Source organism: Micromonospora sp. LOL_014 (assembly GCF_048060245.1).
Lineage (GTDB): Bacteria > Actinomycetota > Actinomycetes > Mycobacteriales > Micromonosporaceae > Micromonospora_E.
On record NZ_JBHMIP010000001.1, the window covers coordinates 312,493 to 328,428 of the forward strand.

13 protein-coding genes are annotated in these 15,936 nt (G+C 69.8%); 8 read left to right on the plus strand and 5 right to left on the minus strand.

Annotation, left to right across the window (positions count from 1 at the left end):
• Positions 1 to 3: 3 nt before the first annotated feature.
• Together ACFHW1_RS01500 and ACFHW1_RS01505 are read right to left on the minus strand one after the other, a co-directional pair.
• Entirely contained in the window at positions 4 to 381 is a 378-nt protein-coding gene (locus ACFHW1_RS01500) for a hypothetical protein (protein WP_416614662.1), read from the minus strand.
• The gene (locus ACFHW1_RS01505) at positions 378 to 1,949 is read right to left on the minus strand and encodes a PspC domain-containing protein (RefSeq protein WP_416551351.1); all 1,572 of its coding nucleotides are present in this window, start codon (positions 1,947 to 1,949) and stop codon (positions 378 to 380) included. The genes ACFHW1_RS01500 and ACFHW1_RS01505 overlap by 4 nt, the downstream gene beginning before the upstream one ends.
• Positions 1,950 to 2,176: 227 nt before the next feature.
• Between ACFHW1_RS01505 and ACFHW1_RS01510 the strand changes: the two genes are divergently transcribed.
• The 7 genes from ACFHW1_RS01510 to ACFHW1_RS01540 all read left to right on the plus strand — a co-directional run bounded on the left by ACFHW1_RS01510 (position 2,177) and on the right by ACFHW1_RS01540 (position 10,370).
• Complete coding sequence (locus ACFHW1_RS01510; RefSeq protein WP_416551417.1) at positions 2,177 to 3,430, plus strand: PspC domain-containing protein; 1,254 nt, start codon at positions 2,177 to 2,179, stop codon at positions 3,428 to 3,430.
• Positions 3,423 to 4,130: a LuxR C-terminal-related transcriptional regulator gene (locus tag ACFHW1_RS01515; RefSeq protein ID WP_416551352.1), complete on the plus strand. Its 708-nt coding sequence runs from the start codon at positions 3,423 to 3,425 to the stop codon at positions 4,128 to 4,130. Before ACFHW1_RS01510 ends, ACFHW1_RS01515 begins: the two co-directional genes overlap by 8 nt.
• A 457-nt stretch (positions 4,131 to 4,587) precedes the next feature.
• A complete protein-coding gene (locus tag ACFHW1_RS01520; protein ID WP_416614663.1) occupies positions 4,588 to 6,189 on the plus strand; it encodes a peptide ABC transporter substrate-binding protein in 1,602 nt (533 codons plus the stop codon).
• A 105-nt stretch (positions 6,190 to 6,294) separates the two neighbouring features.
• Positions 6,295 to 7,305 carry an ABC transporter permease gene (locus ACFHW1_RS01525; protein WP_416590374.1) on the plus strand — a complete coding sequence of 337 codons (1,011 nt, stop codon included), beginning with the start codon at positions 6,295 to 6,297 and terminating at the stop codon, positions 7,303 to 7,305.
• A 71-nt stretch (positions 7,306 to 7,376) separates the two neighbouring features.
• A complete protein-coding gene (locus ACFHW1_RS01530) occupies positions 7,377 to 8,315 on the plus strand; it encodes an ABC transporter permease (RefSeq protein ID WP_416551355.1) in 939 nt (312 codons plus the stop codon).
• An 8-nt stretch (positions 8,316 to 8,323) separates the two neighbouring features.
• Positions 8,324 to 9,367, plus strand: a complete 1,044-nt coding sequence (locus ACFHW1_RS01535; RefSeq protein ID WP_416551356.1) for an ABC transporter ATP-binding protein — start codon at positions 8,324 to 8,326, stop codon at positions 9,365 to 9,367.
• The gene (locus tag ACFHW1_RS01540) at positions 9,360 to 10,370 is read left to right on the plus strand and encodes an ABC transporter ATP-binding protein (RefSeq protein WP_416551357.1); all 1,011 of its coding nucleotides are present in this window, start codon (positions 9,360 to 9,362) and stop codon (positions 10,368 to 10,370) included. The genes ACFHW1_RS01535 and ACFHW1_RS01540 overlap by 8 nt, the downstream gene beginning before the upstream one ends.
• Before the next feature lie 88 nt (positions 10,371 to 10,458).
• On the opposite strand, the gene ACFHW1_RS01545 is transcribed toward ACFHW1_RS01540, so the two are convergent.
• Positions 10,459 to 10,845, minus strand: coding sequence for a chorismate mutase (locus ACFHW1_RS01545; protein ID WP_278173819.1), 387 nt, complete (start codon positions 10,843 to 10,845; stop codon positions 10,459 to 10,461).
• Positions 10,846 to 11,183: 338 nt separating this feature from the next.
• Here ACFHW1_RS01545 and pcrA point away from each other — a divergent pair, with 338 nt between their 5' ends.
• Positions 11,184 to 13,628, plus strand: coding sequence for a DNA helicase PcrA (gene pcrA / locus ACFHW1_RS01550; protein WP_416551358.1), 2,445 nt, complete (start codon positions 11,184 to 11,186; stop codon positions 13,626 to 13,628).
• Between the two features lie 20 nt (positions 13,629 to 13,648).
• Here pcrA and ACFHW1_RS01555 read toward each other — a convergent pair whose 3' ends face one another.
• Together ACFHW1_RS01555 and ACFHW1_RS01560 are read right to left on the minus strand one after the other, a co-directional pair.
• Positions 13,649 to 14,581: a M23 family metallopeptidase gene (locus tag ACFHW1_RS01555; RefSeq protein ID WP_416551359.1), complete on the minus strand. Its 933-nt coding sequence runs from the start codon at positions 14,579 to 14,581 to the stop codon at positions 13,649 to 13,651.
• A 284-nt stretch (positions 14,582 to 14,865) separates the two neighbouring features.
• The gene (locus tag ACFHW1_RS01560; RefSeq protein WP_278173823.1) at positions 14,866 to 15,630 is read right to left on the minus strand and encodes a M23 family metallopeptidase; all 765 of its coding nucleotides are present in this window, start codon (positions 15,628 to 15,630) and stop codon (positions 14,866 to 14,868) included.
• Positions 15,631 to 15,936 lie beyond the last annotated feature (306 nt).

Sequence of the window (15,936 nt, forward strand, 5' to 3'; positions counted from 1 at the left end):
CCGTCAACCACCCGACCCGCTGGGCCGGGTGGCCGGCTCGGCGGCCGTCGGGGAATCGGACGTCGGCTCGTCGGGCGCGGGCTCGCCGGGCGCGGCGGTGACGGGCGTCCGGGCGTGGGCGTCCGCCGGTCCGGCGCTGTGCTCGTCAACGTCCGCCGGCCCGTTGTCCTGGCCAGCGGTGCCAGCGGGAGGTTCGCGGCGGCCGGACCGCAGAGCACCGACCAACCCGAGTACGCCGATCAGGATCAGCCCGCCGGCGACGATCCAGCCGACTCGAGGCAGCGGTACGTTGACTGACTGGGCGATCAACCACCAGCCGGCGATCAGGAGGAAGATCAGCCCGAAGGTGAGGGAGACGCCGTCGGTGCGATGCCGTTTCATCGGATGACCTCCAAGTCGCCAGCGTTGATTTCGATCCGCAGGGTGAGCCGGCCGCCGCCGGTGCCGTCCGATCCGAGGTCCTCCACGACGCGGCTGCCCTGCTCGAAGCCGTCCCAGCGGTGGCCGAGCACGGACGCGTTGCCGGCGTTCATGTCGGTCTCGGTCCGGACGTCGACCTCGTCCGGCAGGTAGACGCGGAGTTTGCCGAACGACAGCGAGACGGTTAGGTTCTTCTGCCGGTCGGTGAAGTCCACGTTGCGCAGGTCCAGTACGGCGTCGCCGAATGTCGCCGCGTACCGCGAATCCACCTGGCCGTAGGATGCCGGTTTCCACACCACCGGCTCCGACGTGGCCTCCTTGGCCGACTCGACGAGGCTGGAGACACCGACTGCTGCGGCAGCCGTCAGACCCAGCGCGATGAGCCAGCGGGCCCGGCCGATCCAGGCCCCGACCAGCAGCCCGACCGCGATCGTGGCGAGTACCGCCGCGAAGTAGGCCGAGGGTGGCGTAGGCGCCAGGTCGGTCAGGTCGAGCGCGGCGACCAGCCCGAGCACCACGAAGATCATCGAAAAGGTGATGGTGCCCAGCCGGGACCGTTCCTTGCGGGGCCGTGGTGCGGCCGCTGGCGGTGGTGGCACTGGGTACGGCGGAACCGGAGGCGGTGGGGGGAACTGCCCTGGTGGCCCGCTACGACCGGCGTACGGGCCGTAGGGCGCGAACGGGGCCCGGTAGCCCCCGGCCGGTGGTGGCGGACCAACCGGCGGGTACACCGGCAGCGGGCGGGTCGGTGGGTCGTCCGGCCGCGGCTGGGCCAGCTGCCCGGCGGCGACCGGTACGGCTGCTCCAGCTGCTCCCGCTACCGGCGCGGGTGGCGGTGGTGGGCCGTACCCGTGCGGTGGTGGTGGGCCGTATCCCGGCGGTGCCGGCGCCGGGGGTCCGGCCGGTCGCGGGCCGTTCTCCCGGAAGCTGCGGTTGAGCAGCAACGCGCCGCCGATCAGCACCGCCGAGCCGAGCAGGACGGCCCGGAACCCGTCGGTGACGATGAAGCCGAACATGACAGCGGCGAGGATGCCGATCACCAGTACGACGACCGGTGAGGTGCTCGACCGGCCCCGGCCCAGCAGCCCTTCCACCGGCGAGGTGCTGTCCCCCTCACTCGGGGTGGCCAGCCACACCACCAGGTACACCAGGATGCCGATGCCGCCGAAGAAGCCGAGCACCGCCAGCAGCACCCGCCACAGGACCGGGTCGGTGTTCGTGGCCCGGCCGATAGCCCCGCACACCCCGGCCAGGTACCGGCCCTGACGCGGCCTGATCAATCCGTACCGCGAGGCGAGGGCCTCGGCCTGTGGTGGCGGTGGCGGCCAGCTGTACCCGGGGGCGTCCGTCGGCGGGGCCGACGCGGTCCCGTCGGCCGACTCGCCCGCTGTGCCGGGCTGCTGTACCGACTCGTCCGCCGGGCCGGGTTGCTGTGCCGACTCGTCCGCATGGTCGGGCGGCTGAGCCGGTCTGTTCGCTGGGTCGGGGGGCTGAGCCGGTCCACCTGGCTTGGTCGGGTCGTCGGTCATACTTGTGATCCTCCGTGCCCGGCTGTCCGCCCCGCCTCGGGAATCGACCCTGACGCCACCCTGACTTTCCAGACGGTGGTTGTCCGGGACGTCCCCGTGGTCGCGCGGGTCGTCGCCGTGTGACGATCGAATCCACCGGCCGAACTCGCCGGCCGAACTCACCGCCACCGGGCGCCGGCCGGATCGGCCGTCAGATCGTCCACGTCCCATCCGCCGAGGAGGCAGCGATCACTACCGCGATCGAGCCGCCACGTCTGTATCGCAGTCGCGAGCAGCGGGTGGTCGCCGGAGTCGCCGCCGGGATCGCCCACCACCTGCGACTGCCGGTGGTCGGCGTACGGGTGGCGTTCGTCGTACTGATCGGGTTCAGCGGACTCGGCGTGCTGCTCTACGCGGCGTTCTGGGCGGTGGTGCCACCAGCGACCGCCGGACCGCCGAAGCGTCGCGACCTGGGCGAACTACTGCCGTTCGTGGCGATCGGCCTCGGTATCATCCTGATCCAGGTGCTGGTCTTCGAGTCCAGCGGGGTGAGTGCCACCGCCGGCTGGCTGGTGGCGGTCATCGCGGTCGGGACCGGGATTATCTGGCACCAGTCGGCACCGGAACGGCGGCGCGCCTGGCGGGAGACCCTGCCGCAGGTGCCGTGGCTGGGTGCGGTGGTCGACGAGAGTGACCGCCGGGCCTTCCTGCTGCGGTTCATCGGCGGCGGGCTGCTGGTGGCGGTCGGCGTGATCGGGGTGGCCGCGGTGTATTCGCCTCGGGGCGACTTCGCCGCTGTCGTCAACGGCGTCATCTTCGCCCTGGTCGGTCTCGCCGGCGTCGGGGTGGTCACCGCCCCGGTGCTGTGGCGGACGTTCAACCAGTTGCGCGCCGAGCGGGAGGGCCGGGTCCGGGAGCAGGAGCGGGCCGAGCTCGCCGCGATGATCCACGACCAGGTGCTGCACACCCTGGCACTGATCCAGCGCAACGCCGGTGACCCGAAGACCGTGCAGCGGCTGGCCCGGGGCCAGGAGCGGACTCTGCGGAACTGGCTTTACAAGCCGACGGCCTCGCCGACCGAGCGGTTCGCGGCGGCGTTGGAGCAGGTCGCGGCCGAGGTGGAGGACACTTTCGGATTGTCCGTCGAGGCGGTCGTGGTGGGTGACCGGGGCACCGACGAGCGGGTCGGAGCGTTGGTGGCGGCGACCCGGGAGGCGCTGGTCAACGCGGCGCGGCACGCCGGGGTGCAGACCGTGTCGCTGTACGCGGAGGTGGAGCCGGAGCAGCTCAGCGTCTTCGTCCGGGACCGGGGCGCGGGCTTCGACCCGGCCCGGGTGGGGGAGCACCGGCACGGGGTGCGCGGCTCGATCGTCGGCCGGATGCGCCGGCACGGCGGTCGAGCCGAGATCATCAGTACGCCGGGGTCGGGCACCGAGGTCCGGCTGACGCTGCCGGTCGGGCCGGAGAGCCGGCAACCTGGAGAGGATGGCAGACATGAGTGAGCCGACCGGCCAGCCGGCGGCGGGTGGGGCACCGGGGCAGCCGGACGGACGGCGGTTGCGGGTCTTCCTGGTCGACGACCATGCGATGTTTCGCACCGGGGTCCGCGCCGAACTCGGTGCCCACGTGGATGTGGTGGGCGAGGCGAGCACGGTGGCCGAGGCGGTCAGCGGGATCGCCGCGGTCGGCCCGGACGTGGTGCTGCTCGACGTACACATGCCTGATGGTGGGGGACGGGCGGTGCTGGACGCGGTGCTGCGGGGCTCCGGCGTGGCGCGGCCGTCGGTGCGGTTCCTGGCGCTGAGCGTCTCGGATGCGGCGGAGGACGTGATCGGGCTGATCCGGGCGGGCGCCCGTGGGTACGTGACGAAGACGATCTCACCGGACGATCTGGCGGCGGCGATCCAACGGGTGGCCGACGGGGACGCGGTGTTCAGCCCCCGACTGGCCGGGTTCGTGCTGGACGCGTTCGCCTCCCGGTCGGACGCGCCGGTGGTGGATCCGGAGCTGGACCAGCTGACCAACCGGGAGCGGGAGGTGCTGCGGTTGCTCGCCCGGGGCTACGCCTACAAGGAGATCGCCAAGGAGCTGTTCATCTCAATCAAGACGGTCGAGACCCACGTCTCCAACGTGCTGCGCAAGCTGCAGATGTCGAACCGGTACGAACTGTCCAGATGGGCGGCGGACCGGCGGCTCATCTGACCGACCAGCGGACTTGCTCTATCTCCCGGATGGTGGGAACCTGGTTGGCGACCCATTCGGAGTCAATCAAGGCGGGCCTGGTTGTGGCCTCGCGGTGGGTCTGCTGCGGACTGATGGTAATCCTGAGGTTACGAGCCGGCAATTGCCGCCAATCCGGCATCCGGGCACCTCGGACAAGTGGTGGCTAATCGTATTGACTTGACATCCGAACGTGATGGAGGGGTCGCGGGGAAGGTCACACGAGGGCGTTTCTACTCTGCGGTAACAAGGGTTGTACAGTGGTTAGATGCCCAGGTCAGGGCGGTTCCGAGCGACGGTTGAGTGATCTTGACTGGAGTATCGGGGCCGTCCCGTCCGCGTATCACCTTGATAACGGCACCTTCACGCAACGGGCTACCTGGTGTCACAGTGTCAGTCACCTCACACCCCCCCGTGAGCGCCCTGAGGAGGCTCTCCCATGCGTGGGAAAACCCTAAAGATGGCGGTCGCAGCGACCGCCATCGCTCTGTTCGCCACCGCTTGCAGTAGCGACGGCGAAGACACCACGGAGAACAACAACTCCGGCGGTACGCTTCGCATCTATGCCTCGGAGCCGGCGTTCCTGCTGCCGTCCGCTGGTGACGACGAGCCGTCCATCCTGGTCATCCGCCAGCTCTACCGCGGTCTGGTCAAGTACAACGCCGAGACCGGTGAGCCGGAGAACGACCTCGCCGAGTCGATCGAGTCCGAGGACAACAAGACCTGGACCGTCACGCTCAAGGACGGCCACACCTTCGACAACGGTGAGCCGGTCAACGCCGACGCCTTCATCCGGGCGTGGAACTACACGGCGTACGGGCCCAACGCCCAGAACAACGCGTACTTCATGAAGCGCATCGTCGGCATCGACGAGGTCAGCGGCGAGGAGCCGGCGGCCGAGGAGCTCTCCGGCCTGCAGAAGGTCGACGAGCTGACCTTCGCCGTCGAGCTGAAGGAGCCGTTCGCCGGCTTCCCGGCGATCGTCGGCTACTCCGGGTTCTTCCCGATGGCCGAGGCCTGCCTCGCGGACACCGACGCCTGCAACGAGACCCCGATCGGCAACGGTCCGTACCAGATCGAGGGCAGCTGGGAGCACGACCAGCGGATCCAGCTGGCGCGCAGCGAGACCTGGGCCGGTGAGGACAAGGGCGCGGCCGACGTCCTGGACTACAAGATCTACGCCGATGTGGACGCCGGCTACGCCGCCTTCCAGTCCGGTGAGCTGGACGTGATGTACACCATCCCGCCGGCGCGGTACCAGGAGGCCAAGCAGCAGTACGGCGACCGGATGTACGAGGCCCCCGGCGACAGCTTCACCTATGTCGGCTTCCCGACCTACGACGACCGCTTCGCCGACAAGCGGGTCCGGCAGGCCTTCTCGCTCGCCATCGACCGGCAGGGCATCATCGACGCCGTCTTCGACGGCCGGTTCACCCCCGCCGAGGGCGTCGTGGCACCGACCTTCGACGGCTACCGCCCGGGTGTCTGCGAGTACTGCACCCAGGACGTCGACCGGGCCAAGGAGCTGCTGGAAGAGGCCGGCGGATGGGACGGCGAGCCGCTGGTGCTGTGGGCCAACGCCGGTGCCGGTCACGAGCAGTGGCTGCAGGCGGTCGGCGACCAGCTGAAGGCCGCGCTGGGCATCGACTACGAACTGAAGGTCAACCTGCAGTTCCCCGAGTACCTGGCGACCGCCGACGACAAGAAGTTCACCGGCCCGTTCCGGCTCGGCTGGGGCCCGGACTACCCGGTGGTCGAGACCTACCTCTACCCGCTCTACGGCTCCGGTTCGGACAGCAACAGCTCGGGCTACAACAACCCCGACTTCGACGCGCTGATTGCCCAGGGCGACGCCGCGGCGGACCTCGAGGCGGCCATCCCGTTCTACAACCAGGCCGAGGACCTCATCGTCGAGGACATGCCGGTCATCCCGATGTGGTTCAGCAAGATCGCCGCGCTGTACGGCGAGAACGTGGACGAGTTCCACTGGAACAAGATCTCGGACGCTGAGTACGGCAAGATCACTCTGAAGAACTCCTGACCTGCGAGTCTGACTGATCAAGTCGTAACGCGACGTGGCGGCAACGGGAACTCCCACGAGGGGGCCTGTTGCCGCCACGTTTAGCGCCGAGAGGAGACCCCCCAGATGGGGCGCTACGTCATCCGACGGTTGCTCCAGTTCATCCCCACCGTGCTGGGCACCATGTTCCTACTGCACTACGTCACGTCGCTGGGCATCCAGTTCAGCGGCAACCCGGTCCGGGCGATCTTCGGCGACCGCAGGCCGACCGAAGCGCAGCTCGCCGCCATGACCGAGAAGCTCGGCTTCGGCGACCCCTGCCTGGAGCAGCCGGGCAACCCGTGCTTCGGTCTGTTCCTCGACCGCCTGCAGGACATCTTCCTGCGCTTCGACTTCGGCATCAACCTGCAGCAGGAGCCGGTCACCGAACTGGTCTCCCGGGCCCTGCCGCACACCCTCAAGCTGGTGCTCATCGCCATCGTCTTCGAGGCGGTCATCGGCATCTTCGCCGGCGTCCTGGCTGGCCTGCGTAACGGCAGCTTCTGGGACTACCTGGTGAAGATCTCCACAGTCTTCATCATCTCCGTGCCGATCTTCGTCCTCGGCGTCGTGGTCCGCCAGTACGTCGGCGTCGAGTTCGGCAACGTCCTGCGCGGGCAGGACTGGATACCGGAAGTGATCTCCCGTGGCGTCTTCGGCGCCGGGTTCATCGCCGACTACCCGACCGCCAGCCTGGTCATCCCCGGCATGGTGCTCGGCGCGGTCTCCCTGGCCACCACCGCCCGGCTCACCCGGACCAGCATCATGGAGAACATCCGGGCCGACTACGTGCGTACCGCCAAGGCCAAGGGTCTGGCGAACCGGCGGGTCATCGGCGTGCACACGCTGCGCAACTCGCTGATCCCGGTGATCACGTACCTCGGTGTCGACATCGGCTCGCTGATGGGCGGCGCGGTGGTCACCGAGCGGATCTTCAACGTACGCGGTATCGGATCGTTGGTAGCCCAGGCCGCCACCTCCGGTGAAGCCTCGGTGGCGATCGGCGTGGTGACCATGCTGGTCATGGTCTTCCTGCTGGTGAACCTGCTGGTGGACCTGCTTTACGCGGTCCTCGACCCGAGGATCCGCTATGAGTGATCGCAATGGACCGAACATCCGGCCCGGTGCCGTGTTGATCCACGGCGGACCGAGCGTAGCGAGGTGCCACCATGAGTGACCCGACCCATCCCACGGCCCCCGCCGGCGGCACCGAGGTGGCACCACCGCCACCCGACCCAGCTCCGGCTCCGGCCACCACCGAACGCAACGCCAGCCTGTGGGCCGACGCCCGGCGGCAACTGCTGCGTGACCCGGTCTTCATCGCCGCGTCGATCTACGTGCTGCTGGTCGCGTCGATGGCCGCCTTCCCCACCCTGTGGACCCGGCAGGACCCGCGCGCCTGTGACGTCCAGCGGACCCGGATCGCGCCCAGCTGGGAGCACCCGTTCGGGTTCAACAACCTGGGCTGCGACTACTACTCGCACGCCATCCACGGGGCCCGGCCGTCGCTGCAGATCGCGATCTTCGCCACGCTGGGCATCGTCCTTCTCGGCGGCACCGCCGGGCTGCTCGCCGGCTACTTCGGCGGCTGGGTGGACGCGATCATCTCGCGGATCACCGACATCTTCTTCTCGCTGCCGTTCCTGCTCGGTGCGATCGTGTTCCTGACCGTGATCAAGCAGCAGAACGTCTGGACGCTGGCCGCTGTCCTGATCGTGCTCGGCTGGACCACCATCGCCCGGATCATGCGGGGCAGCGTGCTGTCCTCCAAGGGCCTGGACTACGTGCAGGCGGCCAAGGCGATGGGGGCCGGGCACGGCCGGCTGATGTTCCGGCACATCCTGCCGAACGCGATCGCCCCGATGGTCGTCTACGCGACGATCACCCTCGGTGCGTTCGTCTCCGCCGAGGCGACGCTGACCTACCTCGGCGTCGGCCTGCAGCCACCGGAGGAGTCCTGGGGCATCATGATCTCCCAGCACCAGGTCTACTTCCTGGACCACCCGTGGCTGCTGCTCTTCCCGTGCGGGCTGCTGGTCGGCACGGTGCTCTCCTTCATCCTCATGGGCGACGCGCTGCGCGACGCCCTCGACCCGAAGCTGCGGTGAGGTGAGCCATGGCGACAGACAGAGACATCACCGCCACCATCGACGCACTACCCGGGCTCGACGCCAGCGCACCGCCGCTGGAGGTCAACGACCTGCAGGTCGAGTTCCGCACCCGCAACGGCATCGCCCGCGCGGTCAACGGGGTCAGCTTCTCATTGCAGGCCGGCGAGACCCTGGCCATCCTGGGTGAGTCCGGCTGCGGCAAGAGCGTCACCGCTCAGGCGATCATGGGCATCATCGACTCGCCGCCCGGGTTCGTCACCGGCGGCGAGATCAAGTACCGGGGCGTGGACCTGCTCAAGCTGCCCGAGTCGCAGCGGCGCAAGATCCGGGCCAACCGGGTCGCAATGATCTTCCAGGACGCGCTGTCGGCGTTGAACCCGGTGTTCACCGTCGGCTTCCAGCTCTCCGAGCTGTTCCGCAAGCACCGGGGGATGTCCCGGGCCGACGGAAGGGCCCGGGCGGTCGAACTGCTCGACCTGGTGAAGATCCCGGCCGCCAAACAGCGGATCAGCGACTTCCCGCACCAGTTCTCCGGTGGCATGCGCCAGCGGGTGATGATCGCCATGGCGTTGGCTCTCGACCCCGAGGTGCTGATCGCCGACGAGCCCACCACCGCCCTCGACGTCACCGTCCAGGCCCAGGTGATGGCCCTGCTCGCGGAGCTGCAGCGGGAACGCAACATGGGCCTGGTGCTGATCACCCACGACATGGGGGTGGTGGCCGACGTCGCCGACCGGATCTCGGTCATGTACGCCGGTCGGGTCGTCGAGGAGGCGCCGGTGCGGGACATCTACGCCTCGCCGGCCCACCCGTACACCAAGGCGCTGCTGGAATCGATCCCCCGGATCGACCTCAAGGGCCAGGAGCTGAACGTCATCAAGGGCCTGCCGCCCGCGTTGACGAACATCCCGGCCGGCTGCTCGTTCAACCCGCGCTGCCGGTACGCGCAGGATGTCTGCCGGGCCGACCCGGAGCCGCCCCGGTTCGCGCTGGCCCCGAGCCGGACCTCCGCCTGCCACTTCTGGAAGGAGGTCAAGGGCGATGAGTGACGTTGTCCTGGAGACCAAGGACCTGGTCAAGCACTTCCCGCTGACTCAGGGCATCCTGTTCAAGCGGCAGATCGGCGCGGTCCGCGCGGTGGACGGGATCAACCTCCAGCTGCACCGGGGCGAGACGCTCGGCATCGTCGGCGAGTCCGGGTGCGGCAAGTCCACCCTGGCCAAGTTGCTGGTCGGGTTGGAGACCCCGTCGTCCGGCTCGATCATGGTGCACGGTGCGGACATCGCCGGCCGCAGTGGCACCGAGATGCGCCGGGCCCGGCGAAACATCCAGCTGGTGATGCAGGATCCGTACACCTCGCTGAACCCGCGGATGACGGTCGGTGACCTGATCGGTGAGCCGTTCGAGATTCATCCGGACGTGGCGCCGAAGAGCGACCGTAGCCGCCGCGTCCAGGAGCTGTTGGAGCTGGTCGGCCTCAACCCGGACCACATCAACCGCTACCCGCACCAGTTCTCCGGCGGGCAGCGGCAGCGGATCGGCATCGCCCGGGCGCTGGCGCTGCGCCCGGAGATCATCCTCTGCGACGAACCGGTCTCCGCGCTGGACGTGTCGATCCAGGCTCAGGTGATCAACCTGCTGGAGCAGCTGCAGAAGGAGCTGGGGCTGTCGTACATCTTCATCGCCCACGACCTGTCGGTGGTGCGGCACATCGCGCACCGGGTCAGCGTGATGTACCTCGGCAAGATCGCGGAGATCGGCACCGAGGAGGAGATCTACGAGCGGCCGACCCACCCGTACACCCAGGCGTTGCTCTCCGCGGTCCCGCTGCCCGACCCGACGGTACGCGGCCTGCGGGATCAGATCGTGCTGGAAGGCGACGTGCCGTCACCAGCCGACCCGCCGTCGGGCTGCCGGTTCCGGACCCGCTGCTGGAAGGCGCAGGACATCTGCGCCGCCGAGGAACCGACCCTGACGGTACGGGCGACTTCGGCGCACCCCAGTGCCTGCCACTTCGCCGAGGTACGCGACGTCGTGCACGTCACCGAGTAGTCCCGGCGCCGGCCCGCTCGTCGCCTCACGTCACATCGACGCCTGGCAGGAGCGGGCCGGCCGGCCTTCGTGGGTCCCGGCCGGTGTTTCACAGCGGGCCGCGGCCTGCCCGCAGCACCAGCAGCGCCAACTGGGTGCCGTCGGCACCCAGCTCCGACCGGTAGCGGTCGACAATCTCACGTTCCCGGGAGAGCACCAGCCGGGTGCCGCCTGAGGCGATCCGCACCGCGCCCACCTGCTTCGACAGCTCGGCCCGTTCCTGCCAGAGCGCGATCAGAGCGTCGTCGATCTCGTTGATCCTGTTCCGGATGGCCAGGATGCGATCGGCCGCCTCCGGCGCGTCCGTCCCGGTCTGGTGCCGACCGTCGGATCGCCCCGCCGAGCCGGTCGCGCCCGGTTGGCTCGCCTCCTCGGCGGTGCCGGCCGGTGGCGTCGCGCTGCTGTCGGCGGTGTGCGCAACGGCGTTGGTCCCCATGTCCTGCCTCCTGGACTGTCCGGCCCCGGTGGACGCGGAGCCGGAACGCGAAGTGCCCCGGGCTCTCGCGAGAGCCCGGGGCACTTGTAGGTCTGATGATCAGGCGCGACCTACGGCAGCCGGACTCCCGGAACCGTAGCTAACGAAAAATCGTGCCTGGCGGATCACGCTACGAGTATGCCCAGGCCGGTGACGCCAGCGCAAGAATCCGCCATCCTCTGGGAAGACACCCAGCGCGCCGACGGCCTGAGCGTGGCGGGCCTGAGCGTGCGATCCGGGCTGGCGGGCGGCGCGGGCGGCGCAGGGCTGTCGGTCGTGCGGCATAGACTCGCCGTGCGATGCATCCACTCTTCGAAACCCCAGCGGCCCCATCCGCACCTACCCCAGATCGGGACGGTCCGTCGGCCGGACCGCCCCCGGTCGAGCCCGGTGTGGCCGGCCGAGGGCCAGTTGAGCCAAATTTGGCCGGTGCCGCGCTGCTGACCGGGCTCAACGGCCCGCAACGGGAGGCAGTCACCCACGCCGGTGGCCCGCTGCTGATCGTGGCCGGTGCCGGTTCCGGCAAGACCAAGGTGCTCACCCACCGGATCGCCTACCTGCTCGCGGCCCGGCAGACCCACCCCGGTGAGGTCCTGGCGATCACCTTCACCAACAAGGCGGCCGGTGAGCTGAAGGAGCGGGTCGGCAACCTGGTCGGGCCGCGGGCCCGGATGATGTGGGTCTCCACCTTCCACTCCGCCTGCGTGCGGATTCTGCGGGCCGAGCATGGGCACGCCGGGCTGAAGTCGACGTTCTCCATCTACGACGCGGACGACTCGCGGCGGCTGATGCAACTGGTCGCCCGGGAGCTCGACCTCGACCCGAAGCGCTACCCGGCCCGGGGGCTGGCCACCCAGGTGTCGAACCTGAAGAACGAGCTGGTCGACCCGGAGACGTTCACCGACCGGGCGGCCGGCCCCAACGAGCGGGCCCTGGCCGAGGCGTACACGCTCTACCAGCGCCGGCTGCGCGAGGCGCACGCGCTCGACTTCGACGACCTGATCATGACGACGGTGCACCTGCTGCAGGCCCACCCGCACGTGGCCGGCAGCTACCGGCGGCGGTTCCGCCATGTGCTGGTCGACGAGTACCAGGACACGAACCACGCGCAGTATCAGCTGGTCAAGGAGCTGGTGGGGGACGGTTCGGACGACGTACCGCCGGGGGAGCTCTGCGTGGTCGGCGACGCCGACCAGTCCATCTACGCCTTCCGGGGCGCCACCATCCGCAACATCCTGGAGTTCGAGCGGGACTTCGCCCAGGCCCGCACGATCCTGCTGGAGCAGAACTACCGCTCCACCCAGACGATCCTGACCGCCGCCAACGCGGTGATCACCAACAACGCCGGTCGCAAGCCGAAGCGCCTGTGGAGCGACCAGGGCGACGGCGAGCGGATCGTCGGCTACGTCGCCGACACCGAGCACGCCGAGGCGGACTGGGCGGCCCGGCAGATCGACCGGTTGTGCGACGACGGCGCGGCCCGCCCGGGCGACGTGGCGGTCTTCTACCGCACCAACGCCCAGTCCCGGGTCTTCGAGGAGGTGTTCATCCGGGTCGGCCTGCCGTACAAGGTGGTCGGCGGGGTGCGCTTCTACGAGCGCAAGGAGGTCCGCGACGCGCTGGCCTATCTGCGGGCGGTGGTCAACGCCGACGACACGGTGAGTATCCGGCGGGTGCTCAACACGCCGCGTCGGGGCATCGGCGACCGGGCCGAGGCGTGCGTCGAGGCGCTGGCCGCCCGCGAGCGGATCTCGTTCGGTGCCGCGCTGCGGCGGGCGACCGAGGCACCGGGGATCTCGACCCGGGCGGCGAACGCGATCGCCGACTTCGTGGCGCTGCTCGACGGGGTACGGGAGCAACTGGCCACCACCACCCCGGAGGAGGCGTTGGAGTCGGTGCTGCTGCGCTCGGGTTACCTGACCGAGCTGGAGGAGAGCCTGGATCCGCAGGACGCCGGCCGGGTGGAGAACCTGCAGGAGCTGGTCAGCGTGGCCCGCGAGTACACCGAGCGGGTCGAGGCGTCCGACGAGCCGGCGACTGTCGCCGGCTTCCTGGAGCAGGTCGCGCTGGTCGCTGACGCCGACCAGGTGCCCGACGACGACCCGGACCACCAGGGTGTGGTCACCCTGATGACCCTGCACACCGCCAAGGGCCTGGAGTTCCCGGTGGTCTTCCTGACCGGCCTGGAGGACGGCGTCTTCCCGCACCTGCGGGCTCTCGGCGACACCGGGGAGCTGGAGGAGGAGCGGCGGCTGGCGTACGTGGGGATCACCCGGGCCCGGCAGCGCCTGTTCCTGTCCCGGTCGGTGACCCGGGCTGCGTGGGGGCAGCCGGCGTACAACCCGCCGTCGCGGTTCCTCTCCGAGTTGCCGGCCGAGCTGGTCCGCTGGGAGCGGACCGAGGCGGCGTACACCTCCTGGTCGGGCACGGGTGGCGGGGTCGGCGGGCGGTCGGCCGCCGCGGACCGGTCGCCGGTCGCGCGCGGCGGCGGCTTCGCCGGCGGTACGCCGAAGGCCGCCCGCCTCGCTCAGCGACTCGGGGTGGATCCGAGCCGGCTGAGCACCGCCAGCGAGCTGCCCACCGCGCCCAAGGTGACGGTGGGGGAGCGGATCAACCACCAGCGGTACGGGCTGGGCCGGGTGCTGGCGGTGCAGGGGCACGGGCCGGGAGCCAGGGCCCAGGTCGACTTCGGTGACCAGACGATGTGGCTGGTGCTGCGGCACGCGCCGATCGAGAAGATCTGACCCGGCCCGTACCGCAGCGGTCAGCAGCCCAGGTCGACGCCGCGTTCCCGCATCCACGGGGCCGGGTCCACCTGGCTCCACAGCCCGCCGACGTGCACCTCGAAGTGCAGGTGCGGGCCAGTGGAGTCGCCGGTGGAGCCCTCCGCGCCGATAGTGTCCCCGGGGGCCACCTGGTCTCCGACGGCGGCGCTGGTCGCGGAGAGGTGCGCGTAGTGGGTGAGCACACCGCCGCCGTGGTCGATCACCACCGAGATCCCGTACCCGGTGTACGCCCAGCCGGCCACCTGCACCGTTCCGGCGCCAGCGGCGAGCACCGGGGTGCCGGCCGGCAGGGCCAGGTCGATCCCGGCGTGCAGCACGCCCCAGCGCTGGCCGTAGCAGGAAGTGATCTGGGCGCCGGGCATCGGGGTGACCCAGTCGGCCGCGCTGGCCGCTGTACTCGGCTGCGCCGCTGCGGTCGTGGCCGAGTCACTGCCGTCACTGCCGTCGCTGCCGGCGTCGTCGGTCTGCCTCGCGGTCTCGTCATCGGTCCCGGTCGGCGCGGCGCCGTCGGCTGCTTCGGTCGGGTCCGCCGGTTGCTCGGTCTCCTCGGCGCGGCTGGTGCTGCTGTCGGTGGGCGCCGGGCCGAAACCGGTCTCGTCCCCGACGCTTTCCGGGGTGGCCGTCGGCTGACGGGTGCTCCGGTCGGCGCGTCCCGCCGAGTCGGCCCGGTCGGCGAGGATCGAGGTCGTCGCCGGATCGGTCGCGGTGGCGTCGGGGGCGGAGTTGAGTGCGGCGGCCGCGCCGCCGATAGCGAGGGCCACGACGGCCAGCACGGTGAGGGCGGTGGTACGGGTCCGGCGGCCGAACTCCGCCACCTGGGCGTGCTTGCCGGGCGGAACCAGCCGGTGCAGCCCTGGTGACCGACGCTGGGTCGAGGGCTCGCTGCGCTCCGTGGGCTCAGGGTGCGACACGGGGGTGACCTCCGTGGTAAGGGGCACGGACCCGGAAATGGTGGTGTGCCAGGCACAGAGGGTGGGTACCGGGTAGCCGGAGAAGTCGGCGGGGACCGCCCGGAGGCCGGACTTTCGTGACTCTCCGTGGTCGGATGGGCTATTTGCTGGCCCGACCGAAAGTGGTGCGGATCACAAGATCCAGTGTGACGCAGGGCACCTTTTCGCTGATCTGAGTGACCGACTGCACAAAAAACCGCTCAGACCGTACAGTCTGAGCGGTTTTCGTCCAGTCACCTGGAGTGTCAGGGCTCGACGACGCCACCGTAGATCGCCTCGACCTGCAGCTTGAGGTCCACTCCCTTGCCCCGCAGCCAGGTGATCGGGTCCTGCGGCTCCGAGTCCACGTGCACCTCGAGGTGCAGGTGGGCACCGTAGGAGTGGCCGGTGTTGCCGACGTCGCCGAGCAGATCACCGGCTTCCACCCGCTGACCGGCGGTGACCCGCAGCCGGGACGCATGGCCGTAGACGGCCTCGGTCCCGTCGTCGTGCTTGACGATCACGCAGTAGCCGTAGCCGCCGTTCCAGCCGGCGAGGGTGACCGTGCCGGCGTGGATCGAGTGGAACGGGGTGCCCTCGGCGGCGGCCAGGTCGACGCCAGCGTGCAGCTTTCCCCAGCGCATGCCGTACGGGGAGGTGAAGGTGTAGCCGCGCAGTGGCAGCATCCACACGTCCGGAGCGGCCTGGGTCATCGAGGTGGCCGGGGTCCGGTCGGCATCCCGGGAGGCGCGCTCGGCATCCTCGGCCCGCTCGCTGATCTGGCTGTCCAGGTCGAGGGCCTGGTCGTCGATCTCCAGGGCCTGGTCGCTCAGCGCGACGCTGTTCTCCAGGTCGGCCAGGGCCGACGGGCTGAGCGTCTTGGCGTCGGGCATCGCGCTCGCCCCGAGGGCGACGACACCCGCGCCGACGACGGCGGTGGTCATGACCGCCGCGTAGCGGCTACGGGGTGGAGTCGGTACGCGGCGACGACCCCGATATCGATCGGGCTCTGACGACAGGCGCTGGCGCACGCACACCCTCCATTGGCGGGTAGTTCGGCGGCGGTGCGAGCATCCGGGGACCTCACTGCGGAACCTGGGATTAACGCTCGTTGGCCGGGTTGGTTCTGGCCGGAGCCAGAGGACAACCGTGGACACGGTAGCCAACCCCTAGGGTCGCCACAACCCGACTCGCGAAAAATTGTTGACGTCCTGCGACCGTCCGTAGTGTATTGCCCGATTTCGTAACCTTTTATCAGGCCGTTCGTTGGTAACTGCTGGTTACATTGAGCAATGCTTATCGTGCGTTCAGTCAGGGTGGATTCGGGGTTGTGGCTC